Source organism: Rhodococcus sp. NPDC127527 (assembly GCF_042672245.1).
Lineage (GTDB): Bacteria > Actinomycetota > Actinomycetes > Mycobacteriales > Mycobacteriaceae > Rhodococcus_G.
The window spans coordinates 461060-484868 of the sequence record NZ_JBHXVP010000001.1 but is presented as its reverse complement, the minus strand read 5'-3'; the positions used below and the strand labels follow the sequence as shown (position 1 = coordinate 484868).

The 23809-nt window shown below is 70.4% G+C and carries 26 protein-coding genes and 3 tRNA genes; 12 read left to right on the top strand and 17 right to left on the bottom strand.

Annotated features, from left to right (window positions below; genetic code table 11):
• Window positions 1-102: 102 nt before the first annotated feature.
• The gene (locus ACFVH2_RS02250; RefSeq protein ID WP_378421129.1) at window positions 103-1137 is read right to left on the bottom strand and encodes a LysR family transcriptional regulator; all 1035 of its coding nucleotides are present in this window, start codon (window positions 1135-1137) and stop codon (window positions 103-105) included.
• Between the two features lie 22 nt (window positions 1138-1159).
• Complete coding sequence (locus ACFVH2_RS02245) at window positions 1160-1765, bottom strand: TetR/AcrR family transcriptional regulator (protein ID WP_378421127.1); 606 nt, start codon at window positions 1763-1765, stop codon at window positions 1160-1162.
• 137 nt (window positions 1766-1902) lie between these two features.
• On the opposite strand from ACFVH2_RS02245, the gene ACFVH2_RS02240 reads away from it, so the two are divergent.
• Entirely contained in the window at window positions 1903-4212 is a 2310-nt protein-coding gene (locus tag ACFVH2_RS02240; protein WP_378421125.1) for an MMPL family transporter, read from the top strand.
• A gap of 344 nt (window positions 4213-4556) precedes the next feature.
• Here the strand turns inward: ACFVH2_RS02240 and ACFVH2_RS02235 are convergent, their stop codons facing one another.
• The 4 genes from ACFVH2_RS02235 to ACFVH2_RS02220 are packed head-to-tail and all read right to left on the bottom strand — an operon-like array spanning window position 4557 to window position 7568.
• Window positions 4557-4997 (bottom strand): YbaB/EbfC family nucleoid-associated protein, encoded by a 441-nt coding sequence (locus ACFVH2_RS02235; RefSeq protein WP_378421123.1) that lies wholly within the window; start codon window positions 4995-4997, stop codon window positions 4557-4559.
• A complete protein-coding gene (locus tag ACFVH2_RS02230; protein ID WP_378421121.1) occupies window positions 4940-5524 on the bottom strand; it encodes an LppA family lipoprotein in 585 nt (194 codons plus the stop codon). The genes ACFVH2_RS02235 and ACFVH2_RS02230 overlap by 58 nt, the downstream gene beginning before the upstream one ends.
• A complete protein-coding gene (locus ACFVH2_RS02225) occupies window positions 5524-7269 on the bottom strand; it encodes an alpha/beta hydrolase (protein WP_378421119.1) in 1746 nt (581 codons plus the stop codon). The genes ACFVH2_RS02230 and ACFVH2_RS02225 overlap by 1 nt, the downstream gene beginning before the upstream one ends.
• Window positions 7269-7568 (bottom strand): hypothetical protein, encoded by a 300-nt coding sequence (locus ACFVH2_RS02220; protein ID WP_378421117.1) that lies wholly within the window; start codon window positions 7566-7568, stop codon window positions 7269-7271. Before ACFVH2_RS02220 ends, ACFVH2_RS02225 begins: the two co-directional genes overlap by 1 nt.
• Window positions 7569-7765: 197 nt before the next feature.
• Between ACFVH2_RS02220 and ACFVH2_RS02215 the strand changes: the two genes are divergently transcribed.
• The gene (locus ACFVH2_RS02215) at window positions 7766-8665 is read left to right on the top strand and encodes a sterol desaturase family protein (protein ID WP_378421115.1); all 900 of its coding nucleotides are present in this window, start codon (window positions 7766-7768) and stop codon (window positions 8663-8665) included.
• On the opposite strand, the gene ACFVH2_RS02210 is transcribed toward ACFVH2_RS02215, so the two are convergent.
• Window positions 8662-9348, bottom strand: coding sequence for a YceI family protein (locus tag ACFVH2_RS02210; RefSeq protein WP_378421114.1), 687 nt, complete (start codon window positions 9346-9348; stop codon window positions 8662-8664). The two genes, ACFVH2_RS02215 and ACFVH2_RS02210, sit on opposite strands and share 4 nt — an antisense overlap.
• Before the next feature lie 61 nt (window positions 9349-9409).
• Entirely contained in the window at window positions 9410-10174 is a 765-nt protein-coding gene (locus ACFVH2_RS02205) for a helix-turn-helix domain-containing protein (RefSeq protein WP_378421112.1), read from the bottom strand.
• A gap of 36 nt (window positions 10175-10210) precedes the next feature.
• On the opposite strand from ACFVH2_RS02205, the gene ACFVH2_RS02200 reads away from it, so the two are divergent.
• Window positions 10211-10663, top strand: coding sequence for a hypothetical protein (locus ACFVH2_RS02200; RefSeq protein ID WP_378421111.1), 453 nt, complete (start codon window positions 10211-10213; stop codon window positions 10661-10663).
• Window positions 10660-11241, top strand: a complete 582-nt coding sequence (locus ACFVH2_RS02195) for a TetR/AcrR family transcriptional regulator (protein ID WP_378421109.1) — start codon at window positions 10660-10662, stop codon at window positions 11239-11241. Before ACFVH2_RS02200 ends, ACFVH2_RS02195 begins: the two co-directional genes overlap by 4 nt.
• A gap of 143 nt (window positions 11242-11384) precedes the next feature.
• Here the strand turns inward: ACFVH2_RS02195 and ACFVH2_RS02190 are convergent.
• From ACFVH2_RS02190 to ACFVH2_RS02180, 3 genes are all read right to left on the bottom strand, one after another.
• Window positions 11385-11475 (bottom strand) — tRNA-Ser (locus ACFVH2_RS02190).
• A gap of 45 nt (window positions 11476-11520) precedes the next feature.
• The gene (locus ACFVH2_RS02185; protein WP_378421395.1) at window positions 11521-11955 is read right to left on the bottom strand and encodes a nucleoside deaminase; all 435 of its coding nucleotides are present in this window, start codon (window positions 11953-11955) and stop codon (window positions 11521-11523) included.
• Window positions 11956-11994: 39 nt separating this feature from the next.
• Window positions 11995-12534 carry a tRNA adenosine deaminase-associated protein gene (locus ACFVH2_RS02180; RefSeq protein ID WP_378421108.1) on the bottom strand — a complete coding sequence of 180 codons (540 nt, stop codon included), beginning with the start codon at window positions 12532-12534 and terminating at the stop codon, window positions 11995-11997.
• A 48-nt stretch (window positions 12535-12582) separates the two neighbouring features.
• On the opposite strand from ACFVH2_RS02180, the gene ACFVH2_RS02175 reads away from it, so the two are divergent.
• Window positions 12583-13551, top strand: coding sequence for a prephenate dehydrogenase (locus tag ACFVH2_RS02175; RefSeq protein ID WP_378421106.1), 969 nt, complete (start codon window positions 12583-12585; stop codon window positions 13549-13551).
• Window positions 13552-13599: 48 nt separating this feature from the next.
• On the opposite strand, the gene ACFVH2_RS02170 is transcribed toward ACFVH2_RS02175, so the two are convergent.
• A complete protein-coding gene (locus ACFVH2_RS02170; RefSeq protein WP_378421104.1) occupies window positions 13600-14199 on the bottom strand; it encodes a putative glycolipid-binding domain-containing protein in 600 nt (199 codons plus the stop codon).
• A gap of 213 nt (window positions 14200-14412) precedes the next feature.
• Here ACFVH2_RS02170 and ACFVH2_RS02165 point away from each other — a divergent pair, with 213 nt between their 5' ends.
• A complete protein-coding gene (locus ACFVH2_RS02165; protein ID WP_378421102.1) occupies window positions 14413-14937 on the top strand; it encodes a hypothetical protein in 525 nt (174 codons plus the stop codon).
• 131 nt (window positions 14938-15068) lie between these two features.
• Window positions 15069-16109 carry an NAD(P)-dependent alcohol dehydrogenase gene (locus ACFVH2_RS02160; protein WP_378421100.1) on the top strand — a complete coding sequence of 347 codons (1041 nt, stop codon included), beginning with the start codon at window positions 15069-15071 and terminating at the stop codon, window positions 16107-16109.
• 15 nt (window positions 16110-16124) lie between these two features.
• Here ACFVH2_RS02160 and ACFVH2_RS02155 read toward each other — a convergent pair whose 3' ends face one another.
• The 4 genes from ACFVH2_RS02155 to ACFVH2_RS02140 all read right to left on the bottom strand — a co-directional run bounded on the left by ACFVH2_RS02155 (window position 16125) and on the right by ACFVH2_RS02140 (window position 17415).
• Window positions 16125-16292, bottom strand: coding sequence for a hypothetical protein (locus tag ACFVH2_RS02155; RefSeq protein ID WP_378421098.1), 168 nt, complete (start codon window positions 16290-16292; stop codon window positions 16125-16127).
• Between the two features lie 112 nt (window positions 16293-16404).
• Window positions 16405-16477, bottom strand: a tRNA-Arg gene (locus tag ACFVH2_RS02150).
• A gap of 35 nt (window positions 16478-16512) precedes the next feature.
• Window positions 16513-16604 (bottom strand) — tRNA-Ser (locus tag ACFVH2_RS02145).
• An 82-nt stretch (window positions 16605-16686) separates the two neighbouring features.
• The gene (locus tag ACFVH2_RS02140; protein ID WP_378421096.1) at window positions 16687-17415 is read right to left on the bottom strand and encodes a dienelactone hydrolase family protein; all 729 of its coding nucleotides are present in this window, start codon (window positions 17413-17415) and stop codon (window positions 16687-16689) included.
• A gap of 104 nt (window positions 17416-17519) precedes the next feature.
• On the opposite strand from ACFVH2_RS02140, the gene hisC reads away from it, so the two are divergent.
• Window positions 17520-18611, top strand: coding sequence for a histidinol-phosphate transaminase (gene hisC / locus ACFVH2_RS02135; protein WP_378421094.1), 1092 nt, complete (start codon window positions 17520-17522; stop codon window positions 18609-18611).
• A 3-nt stretch (window positions 18612-18614) separates the two neighbouring features.
• On the opposite strand, the gene ACFVH2_RS02130 is transcribed toward hisC, so the two are convergent.
• Complete coding sequence (locus tag ACFVH2_RS02130) at window positions 18615-19601, bottom strand: alpha/beta hydrolase (RefSeq protein ID WP_378421092.1); 987 nt, start codon at window positions 19599-19601, stop codon at window positions 18615-18617.
• 242 nt (window positions 19602-19843) lie between these two features.
• Here ACFVH2_RS02130 and ACFVH2_RS02125 point away from each other — a divergent pair, with 242 nt between their 5' ends.
• The 4 genes from ACFVH2_RS02125 (at window position 19844) to ACFVH2_RS02110 (ending at window position 23770) form a co-directional block, all read left to right on the top strand.
• Window positions 19844-20656 (top strand): DUF5602 domain-containing protein, encoded by an 813-nt coding sequence (locus ACFVH2_RS02125; RefSeq protein WP_378421090.1) that lies wholly within the window; start codon window positions 19844-19846, stop codon window positions 20654-20656.
• A gap of 220 nt (window positions 20657-20876) precedes the next feature.
• The gene (locus tag ACFVH2_RS02120) at window positions 20877-22949 is read left to right on the top strand and encodes an MMPL family transporter (protein ID WP_378421393.1); all 2073 of its coding nucleotides are present in this window, start codon (window positions 20877-20879) and stop codon (window positions 22947-22949) included.
• 38 nt (window positions 22950-22987) lie between these two features.
• Complete coding sequence (locus tag ACFVH2_RS02115; RefSeq protein WP_378421088.1) at window positions 22988-23230, top strand: DUF2892 domain-containing protein; 243 nt, start codon at window positions 22988-22990, stop codon at window positions 23228-23230.
• A 144-nt stretch (window positions 23231-23374) separates the two neighbouring features.
• Window positions 23375-23770 carry a hypothetical protein gene (locus tag ACFVH2_RS02110; protein WP_378421086.1) on the top strand — a complete coding sequence of 132 codons (396 nt, stop codon included), beginning with the start codon at window positions 23375-23377 and terminating at the stop codon, window positions 23768-23770.
• Window positions 23771-23809: the final 39 nt, after the last annotated feature.

Here is a 23809-nt window from a genome sequence, read left to right as displayed (position 1 = left end):
GTGACGTCTCACGCCGCTTGCCGTGATGACCTACGTCACATCAAACGCGCCCCCGACCGACAGCGTCAAAGACCTGTTCTTGGCCACGGTGACTGCATTTGCCTATCTGTCGTCCCGCGAACGCCCCGGGTCCGGACGAATCGGCGACTCCACCAGGAACGCCTCGAGCTGGCGTTTCTCGATGGCAGCGACCGTCATCGCGGCGGCCTCGACCTTCGACATTCCCGATTCCATTCGGCGGTCCATCGCCCGGTTCCACGAGGCGAGCCGGTTCCTGGTGTTGTCGAGGAAGGCCGACGCCGCCTCGGTCAGACGCCCGGGACGATGGATGACGCCGATCTCCCGGACGAGCTGGGGCGAGAAGTCACGGACCACGCCGCCGCGCAACCGGGCGTCGAGGGCAACCCGCAACGGCAGGATCGCGGCCCCCGCGCCGGCGAGCACCATCGGGACCACAGCTCCCCGCTGCGGCACCTCGACCGCGACGAGCGGCTCGACGCCACTCGCACGCAGCATCGCCTCCACATAGTCACGGCTGGCGCTGTTGCGCTCCCCCATCACCAGGGGTATTCCCGACATCGCCTCCAGCGGAACGGGGTCGGGCAGATCCGCCTCCGTCCCGGGCGGCAGCACCAGCACCAGCTGCTGGTCCACGAGGGACTCCTGCATCAGCCCTTCCAGGGGTAGCGGAAGGACTGTGATGCCCAGCTCGCAGGCACCGGACTTGACCAGCTCGACGACGTCCGACAGCCGTTCGCGCTCCTCCACCCGGAGACTGACACGCGGATTCTTCACCCGGAACTGCGCCACCCACACCGACAGCGGGTCCGTCGACATGTCCGTCAGGCCAGCGATGTCGATCCTGCCCCGCTCCACCTCGCGCACCTCGCGCACGGCCTCGCGCGCGGTGTCCATGTCCCGCAGCACCTGTCGGGCCGGTCCGACGAGCGCCTCCCCCGCCGGGGACAGGACCAGGCCCCGGCCGACCCGGTGGAACAGCTCGGTCCGCAGGTCCTTCTCCAGCTTCCTGATGGACTGCGAGAGGGAGGGCTGCGCGACATGCAGGTCGGCTGCGGCCCGGTTCACGCCGCCGCTGTCGACGACTGCGAGGAAGTACTCCAACTGCCGAACATCCATCCCCGAAACCTACGTGGCCTGGTCAGCGTGTGGTGGTATCCGGCACGCCAGGCGCCCAGTTCACGGTGCCGATCGTGCCCGGCCGCAGCACGTTCATCGCCGCGTCGAGCAGGACCGCCTCGAGCTCGCGGTCGGAGGTGTCGGGTACCTGGGTGTCCGCCGTCAGGGCGGTGCCGAGGACCTGAACCGCCGCGATGGCGCGAATGGTGTCCTCCGCCGTCGCACTCGGACCGGCCAACCAGGCGTGGAGGCGATTGCTCAGGTCCATCAGCTCCGGCAGCATCGACTCGAGCGCTGCCGACATCGCGGCGGCGTCCCGGACGAACAGCGATCCCTCCGCACGGTGGTTCAGCAATCCGACGAGATAGCGGCGCAGTAGTTCTCGAACGCCATCCTGGTCGTGGGGCGTCCCCGACAGGCCGTCCACGACGTCACGCATGACGAAGAGCACCGGCGCGACCACGGCCGCGAGCAGGTCCGCCTTGGACTCGTAGTGGTAGTAGAGCGATGCCTTGGTGATGCCGACCTCGTCGGCGACCTCCCGCAGGCTCGTCTGTTCGACCCCCTTGACGAGGAACAGTCGCAGCGCCGCCTCGCGAATGGCCGACCTCGTGTCTCGCGCACCCACGCCGTCCACCTCCACAACTGCACTCGACCTGCCGTCGAGCCTCATCACAGTAATTGCTGTTGCCGGGCACCTCGGCACCTCGCTAGTCTACCTACCGCACGGTAGGCAAAATCGAAGAACGCGGTGTGGAGGGGCACATGTTCGAGAAATTGGCTCGGTTCGTCGTACACAATCCATGGAAGATCATCGCGGCGTGGATCATCGCCGCCGTCGCGGTGGTGGCCTTCGCGCCCACGCTGAGCGACGTGCTCAACAAGGAACAGTCCGGGTTCCTCCCGGACAAGTACGAATCCATTCAGGCGCAGCACCTCGCGGAGGACCAGTTCGCGAAGACCGAGGACGCCACCGCGACCATCGTGATCAAGCGCGAGGACGGACAGGCGCTGTCCCCGGACGACCAGGCCAAGATCGAGGGCCTGGCCGGGACCGTGAATTCGGCCGGAATCGAGCGCGTCGTCGCAGTCCAGACGGGCCCCCAGGCGGTCTCCGAGAACCGGCAGGTTCAGCTGGTCAGCGTCGGCCTGCAGGGCATGCCGGACGAGAAGCCGGTCGGTGAGGCGGTCAAGCAGATCCGGGAGATCGGCACGACCTCGCTGAAGGGCAGCGACCTGCGAATGTCGGTGACCGGCGACGCCGCCCTCATGGTCGACAACGAGGAAGCCTTCAAGAACGCCGAGGCGATCATCGGCATCGTCACGGTCCTGCTGATCATCGGCCTGCTGCTGGTCATCTACCGCAGCCCCGTCGCGGCGCTGCTGCCCATCGTGTCGGTCGGCATCGTCTCGTCCATCGCGCCGGGCATCATCGCGCTCGTCGCGAAGGGCACCGGTCTGCAGGTCGACCAGTCGCTGCAGATCATCCTCACCGTGGTGCTGTTCGGCGTCGGCACCGACTACATCCTGTTCCTGCTGTTCCGCTTCCGTGAACGGTTGCGCGCGGGCGAGGACAAGACCTCTGCCCTCGTCCACGCCGTCGAACGGGTCGGTGAGGTCATCGCCTCGGCCGCCGGCGCGATCATCGTCGCGTTCTGCGCGCTGCTGCTCGCCGTGTTCGGCGCGTTCCGCAGCCTCGGCCCGGGCCTGGCCATCGGCGTCGGCATCATGGCGCTGGCCTCACTGACCCTGATCCCGGCCATCGTCTCGCTGATCGGCACCAAGGTGTTCTGGCCGTCGAAGTCCTGGCAGAAGGAGCCGAAGGGCACCGTGTTCGCCAAGCTCGGCGCGTTCACCGGACGCCGCCCCGGCGTGGTCGCACTGATCTCCGGCGGGCTGCTCGTGGTGCTGGCGCTGGGCATGTTCGGCTTCAAGACGGACTACGACCAGCTCGGCCAGCTACCCTCGACCACGGAATCGGCCCGCGGCATCAAGGACCTGCAGTCCGGTTTCCCGGCCGGCGCGCTGAACCCGACCCTGGTGTACCTGCACTCCACGAACGGGAGCCCGTTGGATCCGGCCGAGGCCGAGCGGGTCGCACACGAACTGGCCACGGCCCCCGGCATCGGCGGCGCCATGCCCGCGGGACCGGACGGCGGTTTCGCACTGATCTCCAAGGACGGCAGCACCGCACAGATCAACCTGCTGCTGAACTACAGTCCGCAGTCCAACGAGGCGCTCGATGCGATCGACCCGCTGCGCGACGCCGCGCACGCCGCCGCCCCGGCGGGAACCGAGGTCCTCGTCGGCGGACCGACGGCCGCGTTCACCGACATCCGCGACGCCAACAACCGCGACCTGTCGGTGATCTTCCCGGTGGCCGGCGTCCTGATCGCGTTGATCCTGGCCCTGCTGCTGCGTTCACTGGTGGCGCCGTTGTACCTGATGGCATCGGTGGTGCTGGTGTTCTTCTCCACCATGGGCGCGACCGCGTTCCTGTTCAGCGTGGTCGGTGATCGGCCCGGCATCTCGTTCTCGCTGCCGATCATGCTCTACCTGTTCGTGGTGGCGATCGGCACCGACTACAACATCCTGATGATCGCCCGGCTGCGAGAGGAGGCCCGCGAGGGTCGCGATCCGCGGGAGGCCGCCCGCCTGGGCATCGAGCACGGCGGGCCGTCGGTCGGCGCGGCGGGCGTCATCCTGGCCGGCACCTTCGGGTCGATGCTGCTCTCCGGTATCGCACTGATGACGGAGATGGGCTTCGCCGTGGCACTCGGCATCCTGCTCTCGTCGTTCGTGATGTCGATGTTCCTGGTGCCCTCCATCACCGCGCTGCTCGGGCACAAGGCCTGGTGGCCCGGCCACGGCGACGCCGCAGCGGCGCAGCCGGATCCGGACGAGGATGCGGAGCCCGCGCGGGTGCCGGGGGTGCTGTCAGCTGTTCCAGGTCTGGAAGTCGGTGCTGTGGACCGAGTCTCCGCCAACCACCTGGACGTTGAGTACCCCGAGGGAGTTGGCGAGCACCGAGTCCTTGATCGGGGTCGCCACCGCCGTGGCCGCGCTCTTCAGTGAGTCGCCCGTCAGGCCGCTGCCGCACAGACGCACCGTGACCTGGATCTTCTCGCCGTCGATCCTGGTGGAGGCACCGTCGACGGTCACCCCCGCGGGCAGCGTCGCGGTCTTGGCGATGACGGCGGCCGTCGGATCGTCGTTGGTGGCGTCCGCGGGGCAGGTCGCGGCGGACGCGGCGGGAGTCGCGGCGGCGGAAGAGGAACTGTCGTCCGAGCTGCAGCCGGCGAGCAGGAGGGTGGCCCCCAGGGCGAGGGCGGTCACGGTGCGTTTCACCCGGCCATTGTGGGGTCTAACGCTATTTCCCGCATCACGGGGGGTGAATACCCCCTGTCGCAGGGTCGAATTCAGTCGTCGCGCCCGAGCGGGTCCACCAATAGCGGGGGCCGACGCTCGCACTCGGCGTCGACGCACACCGCGGGTTCGTACGGGGAGATGCGGTGCGCGGCGTCGAGCGCGCGGGCCACACGAGGGTCGTCGGTGAGGTCGACGAGTACCTCGTCCGCGGCGCGACGGGCGGCCGCATACGCCCGCTCGTGCGCCTCGGCCACCAGCGAGGCCAACCGCTCGGCGCCGAGATCGAGCGCGCGGGGGGCCAGATCGAGCCCGACCAACCTGCAGTCCGCCGTGAGCGTCAGCCGCACCAGACCGCCACCCGCCTCGTCCGCCACGCGTAGTTCCGCGAGGCGACGTTGGGCCCGTTGCACCCTGTGGCCCAACGCATCCGGTGTCACCTCGCGCCGACCCCGGGAGTGGTCCGCGGCACCGTCGACTCGGGTAGGTGGCATGCGGTGGTCAGGTCGAGAACTCCGTTCTTCCCGGCGCCGAACCAGACGTATGCGTCGCCGGGTCCGTAGATGCGCAGCGCATGATCGTTCGGGCGGTCGACCGCGACGATCGGGGCGCCGTAGCCGTGGCGGTCGGTGACCGATCGCACTGCGGCGACGGCGACCAGCCACGATTCGTCCGGGATGCCGCCGTCGATCAGCCAGGTGCCGGTGGTCCTCGACTGTCCGGCGGTGTGGGTGAAGCCGATGCAGTTCCCGGCGTCCGACGGCGGCCGGTTCGGGTGCCACGGTCCCACCGGCACCGCGGCCGAGACCGCGCCACGAATCGCCTCGCCCAACGACTCGGCCTGCGTGGCCGCCTCCTCGAGCGAGGCCCGCGATGCCAGGATTGCGGTGCGCCGCACGGCTTCCGCGCGGTCGACACGGATCTCGCCACCGGTCGCCGCGCAGCCCGCCACCGTCGCCGCGACCACCGCGAGCACCACCCCTCGACCGCCGGCCGCCAGGACGGCGCTCCCCTCCCGCATCAGAAGCCACCGGTGAGCAAGGACGGTGCGAGTCCGCCGCCGAAGACCATCTCCCGCATGCTGTTCAGGAGCGATCCGGGCAGGCGGTCCGCGATCCCCTCGTCGGTGCCCTCGACGAGGTGCCCGGGCATGCCACCGACGACGGCGCCCATGTTGTACAGGCTCAGCGTCCCGTCGTCGAGGTACTGACTGTGACCCTGCGCGGCGGCCTGCGGTCGGCCGTCGGGCGTCGTTGCCGCCGAGGTGGACAGGTTGGTCACCCCGTCCATCCGGTTCGGATCGGGGCCGAAGGCAGCCAGGTCGGCGACCGGATCGCCGTGTGCCTCAGCGACGTACACGTGCCCCGGCGGGAGGCCGAGGTCGCCGGCCCTGTCGGTGCCGATCCCGGGCGAGCCGAGGAAGACCGCGTCGTCCACGCCGGTGCCGCCGTGCTGCAGGGCCAGACCTGTGGTGGTCGAGCCGTACGAGTGCCCGAGCACGGTCAGGTGCGGGTCGTCCGTTCGCGAGGCGACGATGCCGGCCAGGAAGGACGCCAGCCCACGGCCACCGTCCCTCGCACCGCGCAGCCCGCCGAGATCGCGGACCAGGTCGGTCGCGGCGTCGAGCGGATGGTCCAGATCCAGTTGCGGGGCACGGTAGTCCAGCCACGCGATGGTGGCGACGGTCTCGGAGCCGCGGCCGCCGGCGTCGAGCTGGCGCACGGTCTCGTCCCTGAGCCGCGCCGCCGCCGCGGTATACCCCTCGAGTCCGTCCGCGACGTTCGCGTTCACTCCCGGCGTGTACGCCGCCACGTGGTCGGCGCTGTCCACGTCGCCGACCGCGACGGCCGCCTGGACGTGCTCGCCCGCGTCGCGGTAGACGAGCAGCTGCCGATCGGGGTGGCCGAGTGCCCGCTCCACCGCCTCGATCTCGCCGAGGCGGGAGCCGGCGGCGGCGACCGCCGCCCAGGTCAGCTGTCCCGAGACCCCGCCGCGGCCGAATTCCACTGCGCCGGCGCGCAGTTGCTCGATCCGACGTTCGAGCCGTTTCCGGTCGGCCGCGAGCACCGCCCGGTTGGCCTCGTCGCGCGCGTACGCCGGAATCCCGTCACGACCGCCGACCCACTCCGGGTGCTCGGCGAGCACCCACCGCCGCCGTCCCTCGGACAGATCCGACCAGTACCGCGAATTATCCTCGGGTGTCGACTCTTTCGTCGACGGCGTGGCGGCTTCGTCCGGACTGCACGACAATTCGTCGACACCCCGACGGAGTTCCCGGGCGAGCACACTGTCCGCCTCGTCGGCGGTGTCGAGCGCGGCCGACAACCTCGCCTGGCACACCCGCGCCGCCTCGTTCAGCCGGGCCTGCACCAGCGCACCCGCCACCAGCGCGCTCGTCCACGGGACCCGCGGCGCACTGACCCGACCGTCGCCCGCGACGTACAAACCGAGGTCCGAACCGGCGCGTTCGGCCACGTCCAGCGCTGTGGTTCGCGCCGATTCGATCGCCGCCGCCCCCGATTCCAGGCTCGTCGACATCCGCCGGGCAACAGCAGAAACCCTTGTCGCCTCGGTGAACTCGCGACCGGATCGCTCCAGTGCCTCCGCAGCGGCAGGCCCGGTCCAGTACCCGGCCGAATCCTCGACGAGACGGTTCGCGATCGCGACACCGTCGGAGTACGCCCGGCTCGCCGCGGCGAGCCGCCTCGCCGCGGAGGCGAGCGATGCGGGGTCCCACCCGCGCAACTGGTCGAGCGTCGGACGCATCAGCGGCCGCCGTCCGACGCGAGCAATGCAACGGCGGTCGCGGCGTCCGTGCCCGCGTACCTTGCGGCGGACTCGACGGCCGCGCCGGACATCGACCGGATGGACTCGGCGGTGGCCCGGTAGGCGCGCGCGAGCGCATCGGGCAGCTCGGCCAGTGGTACCCGCGTCTGCGACCCAGGCATGGCCGCGGCGGCGCACCCGGGCGCCGGATCCACGGCGGCGACAGCGTCCGCGGCGGCGGCCAGGGCGCTCCCCAGCGCCCCCACGGCGACGACGTCCACACGCATTCCCTCTGACATGCGATCCCCCCCCGGATGCTCCGACTCCCCTGCCGACGGACCGAAAGCTAGCACCCAAAAGAGCACGTCAGTGCCTGTCCACAGGCACTGATCCACAGGGGAACCCGCGGCGCCCACTGCGCGTCGCGGTGGCCGTACCGGACGGTCGCGGGCGCGGGGGTCTGGATCGAAGCGTGGCCGGGGTCCACACTGCAGGGATGTTCGCATTCCTCCCGGAGTTCTGGAACTCACTGCCGCGGCCGCTGCGCGACCCGGTCGCGTTTGCCATCCCGTTCTTCGTACTGTTCCTCGCCATCGAGTGGGCCGCGGCGCGATACCTCGCCGAAGCCGATGTCGACGCCGACGGACGGGCGCACCCGCCGCGGGCCGGCTACGAGTCGCGGGACGCCCGCACCAGCATCTCGCTGGGGGCGGTGTCCATCTTCACCATGGCGGCGTGGAAGGCCCTCGCGCTCGTCGGGTACGCCGCGATCTACGCGTACCTGGCGCCCTGGCATCTGCCGGCCGACGCCTGGTACACCTGGGCGATCCTGATCGTCGGCGTCGACCTGCTGTACTACTGGTACCACCGGATCGCGCACCGCGCGCGGATCGTGTGGGCCACACACCAGGCACACCACTCGAGCGAGTACTTCAACTTCTCCACGGCGCTGCGCCAGAAATGGAACAACAGCGGCGAGATCCTCATGTGGATCCCGTTGCCGCTCATCGGGATACCTCCGTGGATGGTGTTCGTCGGATTCAGTGTCAGTCTCGTCTACCAGTTCTTCGTTCACACCGAACGCGTCGACAGATTGCCCCGGCCGATCGAGTTCGTGTTCAACACGCCCTCGCACCACCGGGTGCACCACGGCTGCGATCCGGAGTACCTCGACAAGAACTACGGCGGCATCCTCATCCTCTGGGACCGCCTGTTCGGCACCTTCGAACGCGAAACCCACCGCCCGACATACGGTCTGACGAAACCCGTCGGCACCTACAACGTGCTCACCCTGCAGACCCACGAGTACGCGGCGATCGCCCGCGACGTGCGCGCGGCGGGGTCCTGGCGGGAGCGAATCGGGTACGTCCTCGGTCCGCCGGGGTGGACTCCCTAGCCCTTTTCCAGGTGTACGAGGAAGTCGACGGTGCCGGCATCGTCCACGGTGACGAACGCCAGCGACGGCGGCTGCACCCCGAAGTCCGTCCACGTCACCGGGATCGAGCCGGACGCGATCAGCGCCGGACCGGACTGCAGCACCTTGACATCGACGGCGACCGGGCGCGAGCCCCCGCGCAGTTCGAGCGTGCCGGTCGCGGGCACGGTCACGGCCGTCCCGTCGGTGGGCAGCGCGGACAGGTCGACCGGCTGGTCGAGGGTGAAGCGTGCGGTCGGATACGTGCCGACCGACATGACGTTGCCCGCGAACTGGCCGTCACGGCGCGCATTGCCGGTGCTGATGCCCTTGACCTGGACGGTGACCGTGGCGGAGGTGAGCTTGCCCGCCTCGACCGTGGCCTGCCCGCCGACCTCGTCGGTGGACCCGACGACGGTGACCGAGGCGCCGTTGAGGATCTCGTGCACGGTGTAGCCGGCCGCGGTCGCATTCGGGGCGGTCCCGGCGTCCACCCGCCAGCTGCCGTTCACGTCACCGGTCGCGGCCTGCGCCCCGGAGGTCGAGACGGCGGCCGCCGGCGCGTCGTCCGTCGCGATCCACGTGCCGTACACCCACGGGCCGCCGACCAGTGCGAGCACCGCCACGACCACCACCGCACCGAGAATCCACCAGCGCCTTCGCATACCGGCAGGATAGTGGCCGGGTCGAGGACATTCGGCACCGAAGATCCCGTCTCGCCGGAATTCAGCCGCCGTCCTCGATCACGATCTCGGTGCCCGCGGCGAGCAGCGTGGAGGCACTGAGCCCGAACATTCGACGGAAGGCGTCGCTGAAGTGCGACGGCGTCGCGAAACCCGCGTCGACCGCCGCGCGAGTCAGACCCGTACCTTTCGAGATCGCCGCCGCGACCTGCAGCATCCGCGCCCACAGGCGGTACCGCCGGAAGCTGGTGCCGGTCTCGGCGGCGAACAGTCGCAGGAAGTACGGTCTCGACAGCCCCGCGAGCCGCGCGAACTCGTCCGCCGACACCGCCGCCGACGGGTGCGCCCGCAGCGTCCTGGCCACCCCGTCGATCCGGCCCTCGACCGCCCCGCTGGCGGCGGCCAGGAGGCGGGACGGCTCGGGACGCGGACCCTCGCACAGTGCGATCAGGAGATCCGCGTCGCGATGGTCGACCGAGAACTCACCGATCGCCCCCGACATCCGGTCCCGGTAGCGGCCCGAGCGCCGCGAGGTGGAATCGAAGTAGCAGAACATCATTCGCTGTCCCATCGCTACGATCTGGCGCTCCACGCGTGGCGGGACCAGCACGGTGCGCGGCGTCACGTCGGGGCACCCGGGCACCCGCAGGACGAACGGGGCGTCGAGGCCGACGACCAGGCAGTACACCGAGGTCGAGTGCGGGGCGAGCCGCAGCGACGGGCCGAGATAGATCGCGTGCCCGCACCACAGCCACACCGTCGGGCCGCCGCACGTTTCTGGAAGCGGACGCCTGCTCACACCGGACATGCTGGCACAACGGCCGCCGGAAGAAGGGAACACGTCATGTGGGCGAAGCGCATTGCACGGGGACTGCTGATCGGAGTCGGGCTGGTCAATCTGGCCCCCGGCGTGGGCGTGCTGTCCGCGGCGAGGGTCGAGGCCCTGTACGGGGTGCCGGTCGCCGGACCCGACCTCGAGCTGCTGCTGCGCCACCGGGCGGTCCTGCTCGCGACGGTCGGCGGCGGCCTCCTCGTGGCCGCCTTCGCACCGGCGCTGCGCGGCGCCGCCGTCACCGCCGCCACAACCAGCATGGGCAGCTACGTCGCGCTGGCCGCCGCGATCGGCCGGACCAACGAGCAGTCCTCGCGAGTGCTGGCGGTGGACATCGCGGCGCTAGCCTGCGTCGCGGTGGCCACGGCGATCGATCCGCCCACTCGCCGACGGGACGCGGCGCACGATCCCGGCTCGGTCGCACCGCTATCCTCGGCGGCGACAGGGAGTGAGGCAACCACGTGAAACAAGGCGGCACCACCCGCGACCGGATGCTGGCGAGCGCGGTGACGCTCTTTCGCGAACGCGGCGTCGACTCGACCTCGTTCGCCGACGTCATCACGCACTCGCAGGCGCCGCGCGGCTCGATCTACCACCACTTTCCCGGCGGCAAGGCCCAGCTCGCCGAGGAGGCCACCCAGATGGCGGGCGAGATGATGAGCGCGACGATCGCCGCGAACCTCGAGCGCCGCGAACCCGGCGAGACCCTGCAGGCGATCGTCGACGGATTCCGCCGCCAGCTGCTGGACTCCGACTTCGACGCGAGCTGCCCGGTCGCGGCGGCGGCACTCGCAGGCGGTGACTTCGCCGCGGCCCGCACCATCGCGGGCGGGGCGTTCACGTCCTGGGAGACCGTCATCGCCGGGGGGCTCGAACGCCGCGGGCTGGCCCCGGACCGGGCCGCCGCCCTCGCGACCACCGCCGTGGCGACCATCGAGGGCGCGATCATGGTCGCCAAGGCGCAACGCGACGTGCGGGCGCTGGACCGGGTGGGCCCGGAGCTGGTCCGCTGGGTCGACGCGGCGCTCACCGAAGTCGCGTAGCGCCACCCCGACGGCACACCCCTGCTGCCTAGGTCACACCGTTTTCGGGGGTGCAGCGGATGTGTGCCCACGACAGCGGGTGTGTGCCGAACCAGACCCGAAACGCAGAAGACCCCCGACCGGTAATCGGTCGGGGGTCTTCGTGGCGGTGGCGGAGGGATTTGAACCCTCGGACGGGGGTTACCCGTCACACGCTTTCGAGGCGTGCTCCTTAGGCCGCTCGGACACGCCACCGCCGGTGACTTTACCCGACTTCGACGCTGACGCTAAATCGCGTGGTCAGCGCTGCCGACGGAAGAATTCCTCGAGCAGTTCGGCGCACTCGGATTCGAGCACTCCCCCGCGGACCTGGGGTCGGTGCGTGAGCCTGCGGTCGCGGACCACGTCCCACAGCGAGCCGACCGCCCCGGTCTTCGGCTCCCACGCACCGAACACCACCCGCGACACCCGCGCCAGGACCAGCGCGCCGGCGCACATCGTGCACGGTTCCAGGGTGACGGCGAGGGTCGCGCCCTCGAGCCGCCAGCCGTCGCCGTGCACCCGGGCCGCCGCGCGCAGCGCGACGATCTCCGCGTGCGCGGTCGGGTCGCCGGACGCCTCGCGGGCGTTGGCGGCCCGCGCCAGTTCCACGCCGTCGGCGTCGTAGATCACCGCGCCGACAGGGACGTCCGCGTCGTCGGCGGCGCGGGCCGCCTCGATCGCGGCGCGGATCATCGCCTCGTCGCGGGCCCGCAGGTCCAGCCCCGGCGACATCTACCGGGGCAGGACGTCGAGCACGGCGGACAGCTCGCCCGCGAACCCGAGGCGCTGGGCGATCATGCCCAGCTGCTCGTCGGGGTACAGCTCGGTCTCGGCGAGGATCACCCCGAGCACCGGCTCCGGCAGGCCGAGGTCGGCGAGCAGGCTCAGGTCGCCCTCCTCCCACGGCTCCACGTCGTCGATCTCGTCGACGTCGAGGTCGGGGACCTCGACGTTGAGCGCCTCGAGCACGTCCGCGGCGATGTCGTAGTCCAGTGCCATGGTGGCGTCGGAGAGCAGCAGTCGGGTCCCCGTGGGCGCGGGGCGAAGGATGACGAAGAACTCGTCGTCCACGTCGAGCAGTCCGAACACCGCGCCCGAACTCCGCATCTCTCGGAGCTCGGTCTCGGCGGCCTCGAGGCTGGTCAGTGCCGCCGCGGTGAGGGCGGTGCACTTCCACTTGCCGTCGTCGAGGACGACCGCGACGCCGAAGCCTTCGAGATCCTCGAACTGGTCCGAGGGGGCGCTGTTGTCACCCGCGCGCTGAGCAGCCATGCGGCAACCGTAGTCCGCCCGCGGCCTGTTCATGAAGTCCGGCGGCAAATGTGCCAACCTGTCCGGGTGTCTGCTGAATCGACTGACCCACCGGTGTGCGTGCTCGGGCTCGGGCTGATCGGCGGTTCGCTGCTGCGCGCCGCCGTCGCGGCCGGCCGGACGGCCTGGGGGTACAACCGATCCGCCTTCGCCGCGGACGAGGCCGTCGCCGACGGTTACGACGCCGGTACCGATCTGGTCGCGGCCCTCGAGCGGGCCCGCCGCGAGGACGCGGTGGTGGTGATCGCGGTCCCCGAACCCGCCCTCGACACGGTGCTCGCGCAGGTCACGCGGACCGCCCCCGACTGCGTCCTCACCGACGTGGTGAGCGTCAAGGGCGCCGTGCTCGACGCGGTCCGGCGGCACGGTCTGGCCGCCCGGTTCGTCGGCGGGCACCCGATGGCAGGCACCGCCCAGTCCGGCTGGTCCGCCGGGGACGCCGACCTGTTCCGCGGCGCGGTGTGGGTGGTCGCCGCCGAGGACGACACCGACCCGCAGGCGTGGACGCGGGTGGCTCGGCTCGCCCTCGACTGCGGGTCCGTGGTGGTGCCGGCCGGGGCCGCCGAACACGACTCGGCGGTCGCCCGGATCTCGCACCTGCCGCACCTGCTGGCGGAGGCGCTCGCGGTCACCGCGGCGTCCGGAGGGGACCTGGCGCTGGCGTTGGCGGCCGGGTCCTACCGGGACGGCACCCGCGTCGCGGGCACCGCGCCGGGGCTGGTCCGAGCGATGTGCGAGGCGAATGCGGAGGCATTGACGGTCGCGTTGGACGAGGCGCTGGCGCTGCTCACCGACGCCCGCGCCGCCCTCGCCACCGCGGGCAGCACCGAGGCGTTGGTCGAGGCGGGCTACGAGGCGCGACGGCGTCACGACGACCTCGACAGGTGGGACGTCACCGACATCGAGATCGGTGCCGCCGGATGGGCGGAGGCCCTGCGGGACGCCGGTCGCAGAGGCGGCGCGCTCCGCGCACTGTGAGCGATCTGCACCCTCCCCCGGATGCCGATCGCGCACGGGCGCGAAGCGCTAGATCCGCTCGGCGAGCCCGGGGTAGTCGAGGATGAATCCGTCGGCGTCGACCGTGACCGACGAACTCGACACCGGCGAGAGCACGTGGATGCCGTCGGGACCGCTGCTGTAGGTGAGGTCCGCGGACCGCACGCTCAGGTCGGGCAGGTACACGTAGACGACGGGGACCTGGATGTCCTCCGAACCGTGCTGCATGCCGAAACGGCGGATCGGCAGCGTGTTGAAGAACGGGCTGAGCACGACGTCCACGTCCAGCGCGCCCCCGAAGGTGGAGCGGGTGTGGTTGGTGCCGTCCTCGACCATCCAGTAACCCTCCTCGTCCCGGCTGATCGAGATCTGCCGCTCGCGGGAGGCCAGGCTGGTGCGCAGCGAGAGCCTGCGGGTCACCCCGTTCTCGTCGGTGACCAAGTCGTATGAGGCGCTGAAGGCGGGGTGCTCGTCGCAGTGGCCGCCGATGATCCGCCCGGCCGCCTTGATTCGATTTCCGACCAACTGCACCCGCACCGACTCCATGCGGGGCGCCGACTGCGCACGCCAGGTGAGGATCGCAGGCCAGCTCGAACCGGGGGCCGCGGCGTCCTGAGCAGGATTGGTCACGCACCTACGGTAAGCGACGCAGACCCGATCAGCAGCCGCGGCAACCAACCCGCGCCACCGCGTCGTCGCCACGACCCCGCCGAGCACCCGCACGAGTGCCGAGCCGACAGCCCGACCCCACCCTCCACCTGCACCGCGACCCCGGAAACGTGGCCGCGGTAACACTCCGATAACGCGAACGGATGAACCGGGCAAGAGACCGAGGAGGTACCCATGGCCGACAACCAGGAGATCTGGGCTGCCGAGGCGCGACGTGCGCTGATCGACGTTGCGGGAAGCTACCGTTGCACGACGACCTATCCGGAGCTCGCCGAGACCGTGCAGACCTCCTCGGGTGTACGCACGGCCAACCTGCTGCAGAACTGGATCGGCAAGACCCTCGCGAAGGTGGCACTCGAATGCAGCGGTCGCGGCGAACCGCTGCTCTCCGCGCTGTGTGTCAGCAGCGTCGACGGCCGCGTCGGCGGCGGGTACGCGAAGGCCGTCGAGGCGACCTACGGCGAGGCGCCCACGGACGTCGAGTGGCATGCCGCCGAGGAGCGGCTGCGCTGCTACCGGTACTTCGGGGCGACGGACCTGCCGGCCGACGGCGGCACCGCAGCGCTGACGCAGTCGGTGGTCGCGATGCGGGCGAAGGCGCAGAAGCGCGACCGCAGTCGGCGCCGCGAACACGGCCAGGCGTGCGCCGAGTGCTACCAGGTCCGCTCGTTGGCTGGGGTATGCGGCTGCAGCTGGTGAGCCGGCGCCCGCTCGTTGCGGTTTCCACCTCCGGGTACCGCGGCTAACGTCGACGCCGTACCAGCGAAGCGGCCCCGCACCAATCCGGGCGACCTCCGACCGGGCGCGACCGCAGCGGAGAGGTGCGTCGCATGAAGGCGATCCAATACACCACGATCGGCGCCGAACCCGAACTCAGGGAAATCGAGAAGCCGACACCCGGGCCGGGTCAGGTGCTGCTGAAGGTCACCGCTGCCGGGGTCTGTCACTCCGACGACTTCATCATGAGCCTGCCCGCCGAGCAGTACGTCTACGGACTGCCGCTGACGCTCGGACACGAGGGCGCGGGAACAGTGGTCGAACTCGGCGTCGGCGCGGTCGGCATCGACGTCGGGACGAACGTCGTGGTGTACGGCCCGTGGGGCTGCGGGACCTGCTGGCAGTGCGCGCAGGGGATGGAGAACTACTGTCCCCGCGCGGCCGAGTTGGGGATCCGGCCACCCGGACTGGGTGCGCCCGGCGCGCTGGCCGAGTACATGGTGGTGGACTCGCCGCGCCACCTCGTCCCCATCGGCGACCTGGATCCGGTGGCGACCGTCCCGCTCACCGACGCCGGTCTGACCCCGTACCACGCGATCAAGCGGTCGCTGGACAAGCTGCGCGGCGGCTCGACCGCTGTGGTGATCGGGTCGGGCGGCCTCGGGCACGTGGCCATCGAGCTGCTGCGACACCTCTCGCCCGCGCGGGTGGTGGCGCTCGACGTGAACGAGGAGAAGCTCGAGTTCGCGCGGTCCGTCGGCGCGCACGAGGCCGTGCTGTCCGATCCGTCGGCGATCGACAAGGTCCGCGCGATCACCGGTCCGGGCGGAGCCGCGCTCGTCCTGGACTTCGTCGGCTACCAGCCGACCATCGACATCGCGATGGGTGTCGCGGGCACCGCCTCGGACGTGACGATCGTCGGCCTCGGCGACGGTCGGGCGCACGCCAGGGTCGGGTTCGGGCAGACCCCCTTCGAGGCCTCGGTGACCTCCCCCTACTGGGGCTCGCGCGGCGAACTCATCGAACTGATCGACCTCGCGCATCAGGGAGTCTTCGACATCGCGGTGGAGAAGTTCTCGTTGGAGAACGGCGTCGAGGCGTACCGGCGGCTGGCCGCAGGCACGCTTCGTGGCCGGGCGGTCGTGGTCCCGTAGCCCTCGACGAGCGAGTCAGTTGCGGAGCGCGTCACCCAGGTCCCGCCGCGACAACCGCCGCGACTTTCCGAGCTGCCTGACGACGGCGACCGGTTCGCGCCGGGCGCGGCCCTGCCCGCGACGCTTGTGCGGCTTGCAGAGCGCGCATCCGCGCCAGGTCCGGGAAGGATGCTGATTCGACACTGGCGAACCTCCGAGAGGGACTCCGCGCGAAGCGAAGAGGACAGCGTAACGCCGCCCGCCCGCGCAGACCAGAACACCCCGCCACCATGACAGGTGACGGGGTGTTTCTCTGTGCGCCCGAAGGGATTCGAACCCCTAACCTCTTGATCCGTAGTCAAGTGCTCTATCCGTTGAGCTACGGGCGCATGTCTTCAGTTGTGCTGGCCTACGTGCACCAGCGTGGCGGAAGCGAGAGGATTTGAACCTCCGGTCCCCTTTGAGGAGGACAACTCATTAGCAGTGAGTCCCATTCGGCCGCTCTGGCACGCTTCCTAGGCTCAGGTCCTTTCGAACCGCCGGATCGAAAGGTTACACACGCGCCGACCGTTAGGCAAAACGGCTGGTCAGCTCGGCGTTATCGCAGGTTGCTGTCGAACCAGTCGAAGATCCGGCGGGTCGCGTCCATGATCGCCTGCGCCGCGGGATCGGCGTCGTCACCGTCCTCGGGCAGGGTCGGCGGCTCGTCCGCACGGTGCTCGAGGCCGCGGTAGCTGACGACGTGGGTCGCGACCGGCGCCCGTGCGACCGCCTCGCGCAGTCGCTCGACCTGATCGGGCGGGGTGCGCGCATCGTCGTCGCCGTACAGCCCGAGCCACGGCGCCTGCAGCGACTCCGCCGCGTCGACCAGGGCCGGCGCATCCGGCGCCAGGGACTCGACGATGCCGCGTGCCGAGACGCTCACGGCCGCGCCGATCGGACGGTTGGTGGCGACCAGCAGCGCCGCGGTGCCCGCGTCGTCGAAGCCGAGCACCCCGACGCAGTCCGGGTACACGCCGCGGGCCACCAGCCAGTCGAAGGTGGCGTCGAAGTCGGCGAACAGGTTGTCGCCGAACACCTCCGCGACGCTGTGCGCGGGCTGGCGATGGAACAGGTGCGGCGCGACCGTCAGCCACCCCTCCCCTGCGAGCAGCCGCATCAGGTCCAGCAGGGCATCGGTGAACTCCCGCGACTCGTGCAGCACGACGATGCCGCCGCGCGCGGGACCGTCCGGCGCGACGGCCGTCAGGGGTACGTGTTGGGGAGCGGCGTCCGGACGCTCCAGGACAGCGCGGAGCACTGCACTGTCAGCGAATATTCCCGACATACCGTCTACTGTGGCACGGTCCGGGCCGGGCCGCCCGAATTTCTTTTCACCCGTAACGGCAATCCCTACCGGCAGGTAAACGGACGAGCGCATAATGGACAGCCGTGACTGCGCGAACCCGCCCCGACCTCGTCGAAATCAGCCCCTACGTGCCCGGACGCACGATTCCCGGTGCCGTCAAACTGGCCAGCAACGAGACCACAGCGGGTCCGCTCCCCAGCGTCGCCGCTGCGATCGCCGAGTCCGCACTGGGCGTGAACCGCTATCCGGACAACGGGTCCGTGGCCCTGCGCGAGGCCCTCGCGGAGAGGCTCGGCGTCAGCGTCGACCGGGTCGCCACGGGTTGCGGATCGGTGAGCCTGTGCCAGGAACTCGTGCAGATCGCCGCCGGCCCCGGCGACGAGGTGCTCTTCGCGTGGCGCGCGTTCGAGGTGTACCCCGTGGTGGCCCGGGTCGCGGGCGCCACCCCGGTCCAGGTGCCGCTGACCGCCGACCACGTGCACGACCTCGACGCGATGCTCGCGGCGATCACCGACCGCACCCGGGTGATCTTCGTCTGCAACCCCAACAACCCGACCGGGACCGCCGTGCCTCAGGAGGCGCTCGAGCGATTCCTCGATGCGGTGCCCGATGACGTCATGGTGATCCTGGACGAGGCGTACATCGAGTACATGCGGCCCGGCGACCAGGCCGGCGAGCAGATCCCAGACGGCGTCGCACTGGCCGAGGGCCGGGCGAACGTCGTTGTGCTGCGGACGTTCTCGAAGGCGTATGGCCTGGCGGGTCTGCGCGTCGGGTACGCGGTCGCCGACCCCGCGATCGTCGCGACGCTGAGCAAGGTGCACATCCCGTTCGCCGTCAGCACGGTCGCGCAGGCCGCCGCGATCGCCTCGCTCGCCGCCGCGGACGAACTGCTGGCCCGCACCGACGGGATCGTCGCCGAGCGTCGCCGGATGCGCGACACCCTGCTCGGCGCCGGCTACGAGGTGCCCGCCTCCAACGCGAACTTCATCTGGCTGCCGCTCGGCGACCGCTCGGCCGAGTTCTCCGAGGCCAGCGCGGCGGCCGGCGTGCTGATCCGGCCCTACGGCACGGACGGGGTCCGGATCACCATCGGTGACCCGGACGAGAACGACGCGTTCCTCGCGTTCGCCACCGGCGACGGCGTGGCGATCTGGAAGTCGCGCCAGGTCTGACCGTCACCGGCCCAGCGCCCGAGCCAGCGTCGGCCACGCGTCGTGCAGGTCCTGCTGCCAGTACGGCCAGGAGTGCGTGCCGTTCGGCCGGTAGTGGAAGGTCGCGGGGACGCCCAGCTGCCGCAGCCGTTGGTCGAACAGCTGCGTGCAGTGCAGCGCGGCGGACTCCAGTGCGGCACCGAGGGTGATGGCGCTGAGCCCCTCGACGGTGGTCGGATTGTCCAGCGGCCCGACGACGCCGTTGCCGACCGCGACGTAGATCTCCTTGCCGCGCAATGCCTCCGCGTTGCGCATCGGGTCGTTGGCAGCCCAGTCGGGATCGCCGTCCGGACCCCACATGTTGTCGGCGTCGCCACCCTTCCAGGCCACCGTCGCGCGCACGGAGAGCTTCGAGTGCGACTGGCCGTTGTCGGCACACCCGCTGAACGCCGCCACACCGCCGTACATGGCGGGGTGGCGGGTGGCCAGGTTCAACGCCGCGTGCGCGCCCATCGACAGTCCGGCGATGGCGTTGACCCCGTTGCCGTGGAACCGGGCATCGATGAGCGGCGGCAGTTCCTCGGTGAGGAACGTCTCCCACTCGTCGACGCCGAGCGCCGGGTCGGGGCGCTTCCAGTTCGTGTAGTAACTGCCCGTGCCGCCGACCGGCAGCACCACGTTCACGTCCTTGTCGGCGAAGAACCCGACGGCGTCGGTCTTCTGCGTCCAGGTGCTCTCGCGGTAGTCGGACTCCTCGCCGCCGCCGGCACCGTCGAGCATGTAGAGGGTCGGCCGCGGTGCCGAGCCGGCGGGCAGCAGAACCTGAACCTGGATCACCCGACCCATCGAGGGCGAATGCACGAAGACGGCCGCACGGCGGTCCGTGAGCATGGTGACGTGGTCCACCGACGCGGCCTGCCGCGGTGGAGTGCCCGGCGGTTGGGCCGTCGCAACGGGGGTGACGAGGCCGCACAGGGCCACCGAAAGAGCCAGTGTCGCGAGCAGCTTCATGGGCCCACCTCGGGCGGCTACCCACGGGATGCGGGCGTGCCGCTGCTGGCCAAGTTAGCCGAAATCCCCGCGCGGCGCGCGGCGTCGACACGGAATCCGATGCCGGCCCGACCGACCCGACGCTCCTGCTGGACGGCCGACTCGAGCGGCGTGCCACGACGGGTCCGACGGATTTCGCCTGTTCGTGGCCCGTCCTGGCGGTAGCCTGATCCGTGCAGCCCAGCGCAGATCGAGGTGCATACATGCGTGCCAACCCTCGCAGCAAGGCAGCGGCCGTCACCGTCGCCGTGTGCGCCAGCCTGGCGTTCGTCACCGCCGGCGGCGTCACGGACCTCGGCGCGGCCGGCATCTACTACGGCCCCGCCACGCACGTCGGCGACGGAACTGCCCGGTCCTACGTGATCCTGAACGAGGACGGCAGCCCCGGCGGCGTCGGATTCCGTCTGACCACCGCCGCCCTGGACGGCTTGACGGACGACTCCGGCGAGGCGATGCAGCCGTTTCCGCTGACTCTGCCGCCCGAGGCGGACAAGACGGTGTTCGAGCACCTCGTGCTCGACTGGAACCCGCACGGGCACGGACCCGACGGGGTGTTCACCAAGCCGCACTTCGACATGCACTTCTACATGATCGACGCCCGCGCGGTCTCCGAGATCACCCCGATGCGACTGGACTACCTCGTCCGGGCCTCGAATCTTCCTCCGGCACAGTCGATGCCACAGGACTATGCGCCTCCGCCCGGCCCGCCCCTGTTCAACACGGTTCCCGAGATGGGCCTGCACTGGACCGACGGCACCGAGAACATGACGCCCGGCGCCTACGACTTCACCCAGACCTTCATGGCCGGGTCCTGGGACGGCGCGTACACGTTCATGGAACCGATGATGACGCGCGAGTGGTTGCTGACGAAACCGACGCTCGACAGGGCGGTCAAGCAGCCGCAGTCGTACCCGAAGCCTGGCTACTACCCCACCACCTACTCCGTGCGCTACGACGATTCGACGAACGAGTACGTCGTGGAGCTGGGCGGCATGCAGATGAAGCAGGCACCGTAGCCCGGTCCCTCGTCGCTCGTGTGACGCTTCTCTCTGGTCCGATCGATACCCCTGGGGGTATTGTCGACCGCATTGCGATATACCCCCATGGGTATCAATGAAGGAGTCGAGCGTGAGCAACAGGAACGTCGCGATCGAGGACCGACCGCCGTCACCGTCACCGAAGCCGGGGGCGACGAGCACCGAGTTCGGTGGGATCCTGGGCAGATTGGGCGCCACGATGGCCGGCCGTGCGCGCTGGGTCTTCGGCGTCTGGCTGATCGCCCTGGTGGCGCTCGGGGCCGCCGCACCTAGCGTGTTCAGTTCACTGGCCGGCGCCGGCTGGCAGGCCAACGGCTCGGAGTCGGTGCAGGTCCGGGAGCTGGCGCAGGAACACTTCGGTGGGAACTCCTCGGCCGCGGTGCAGGTGGTCGTGCACTCGGACACCAAGCCGGTCTCCGATCCCGCCGTCCAGCAGGTCCTCGGCGAGGCAACGGCAGTCTTCCGGGCCGATCCGCGCTTCGGCGAGGTGATCGCACCCCAGCCCGGAATGTCGATCAGCCCGGACGGCCACACCGGCATCCTGATCGCCGGCGCAAACGCGGGCACCGACGAGATGGTCAAGGCCGTCGACGACCTCAAGGGCGAGCTCACCGCGCTCTCCGGGGACGGCGTCGAGGTCTACCCCACCGGCGCGTCGGCGCTGTGGAGCGACTTCAACAAGGCCAACCACGACGCGATGATCAAGGCCGAGATGTTCTCCTGGCCGGTGACCATGGCCATCATGGTGCTGGCGTTCGGCTCGCTCGTCGCCGCCGGACTGCCACTGCTGCTCACCCTCGCCGGCCTGGTCGCCTCGGCGGGCGGGCTGGTGCTGCTCAACACCGTCACGCCGATCTCGGTGTGGGCCATGAACTTTGCGATGATGTTCGCGCTCGCACTCGGCATCGACTACGCCCTGTTCGTCGTCGCTCGGTTCCGCGACGCGCTGAGCAAGACCGGCGACGCCCGCGCCGCGGTCGCCGAGACCATGGACACCGCGGGCAAGGCGGTCGTGCTGTCGGGCCTGACGGTGCTGGTGAGCCTGTCGGCCGTGCTGCTGGTCCCGGCGCCCGCGGTCCGGACCATGGCCGTCGGCATCATGCTCGCGGTCGCGTTCGTCCTCGCCGCCACCCTCACCCTGCTCCCCGCGGTGCTCGGCAAGCTCGGACCGAAGGTCAACGCGGGCTCGCTCCCGTACGCCAAGCGGCAGCAGCACCGGTCCCCGCGCTTCACGGCGTGGGGGAACCTGCTGCACAAGCACCCATGGCCGTTCGCGATCGGCGCCGTCGTGGTGCTGGTCGGGCTGTCCCTCCCGGCGCTCGGGCTGAAGGTCGCGATGCCGTCGATCCAGGTCGTGCCGACCGACGCCCCGGTCCGGCAGGGCTACGAACTGGTCCAGGCACAGCTGGGCGAGGGCGCGCCCGGCATGCTCCAGATCGTCGTCCCCACGAACGAGGCCGAGGCGACCGCCGCCGCGGCGAAGGCGAGCGAGGGCATCGCCATGGTCACCCCGCCGATGCCGTCGATGGACGGTTCGGATTACGTGATGCTGCAGGCGATCCCGAACGTCGACCCGTCGGACCAGGCGATGGGGTCGATCCTCGACCGGCTGCGTGCCGACCTGCCGTCGCAGGCGCTGGTCGGCGGCGCACCCGCGGAGAATCTCGACCTGCAGCAGGCCCTCGACGACTACCTGCCGGTCATCGTCGGCGTCGTCCTGACCCTCGGGTTCGTGCTGCTGCTGGTCGCGCTGCAGGCGCCGCTGATCGCGATCCTGGGGACGGTGGTCAGCCTGCTCTCGACGGCGGCCGCCTTCGGCGTGGCCAAGCTGATCTTCCAGGACGGACACGGCGCGGGGCTGCTCGGCTTCACCCCGCAGGGCTTCCTGGACGGCTGGGGTCCGGTGTTCTTCTTCGCGATGATCTTCGCGATCGCGATGGACTACACGGTGTTCCTGCTCTCGACCGCGAAGGAACACTACGAGAAGTCGGGCGACCCGAAGGTCGCACACGTCATGGGGCTCGCACACTCCGGCCGGGTCATCCTCGCGGCGGCCGCGGTGATGGTGGCGGTGTTCTTCACCTTCGCGCTCTCAGATCCGTTGCCACCCAAGGAGATGGGCATCATCCTCGGCGTCGCGGTGCTGCTGGACGCGGTACTGATCCGGCTGGTGCTGCTGCCGGTGCTGTTGCGCCTGACCGGGCATGCCGCCTGGTGGTCGCCTGCCTGGCTGCGCCGGGCGCTGCCGAAGATCAGCTTCTCGCACGGCTGACGCCGGTTCACCTCTCACGATCGACCAAGGAGTCTGGCATGAAAACCCTTCCCCGCCACCAGGGCTGGACCGTCGAACGCGTGGTGCCGCTCATGGCAGGCGTGATGGTGCTGCTGAGTCTGATACTGACACTTGCCTTCTCGCCGTGGTGGCTGCTGCTCACCGGGTTCGTCGGCGCCAACCTTGTCTTCTACGCCGTGGTCGGATGGTGTCCCGCCAGCCTGGCGATGGAGCGGGTCGGGCTCGAACGCGGGAGCTGCCGCGTGCGCGGGACCGTCTGAATCCGGCACGCCCCGGTACCGATCGGTCCGCGATCGGTACCGGGGGGACACGCGGGACAATTGGCGCCGTTCCCTCGCCGTGGCGGCGGCGGGCGATTACAGTCGGTCCGGAACTCTTCCTTCTTCTGCAAGGTGAGGACCGCCATGAACCTGATAACCAGAGGATCGGCATCAGCGCTGATCGCCGCGGCCGTGATCGCCGGCGCCGGGACAGCCCAGGCCAACGCGGCCACTCCGGCCGACGGTCCGCCCTCGCTGGCGATTCCCGGAGTGCATCAGGTCGACTCGCCCGCCAAGCAGGCGGCCCTCGAGAAGATGCTCAACGCACTCAACCTGGGGTGGGCCAACGGCGGCGCGGCCGGCACGGCCATCGGCGCGGTGGTGGGTCTGGGGATCGGCTGCGTGTCGATGTTCCCGGGCAGCCTGGCCGGCTGCATGATCGGCAGCCCGACGGGTGCCGTGATCGGCGGACTCATCGGCATGGGCAACGGCAACCCCCAGGTGCAGCAGGCGATCCAGGACTACCTGAACACGCCCTGACACCCCGGTACGCGACAAGGCTCTGACCCGGCTGTCGCC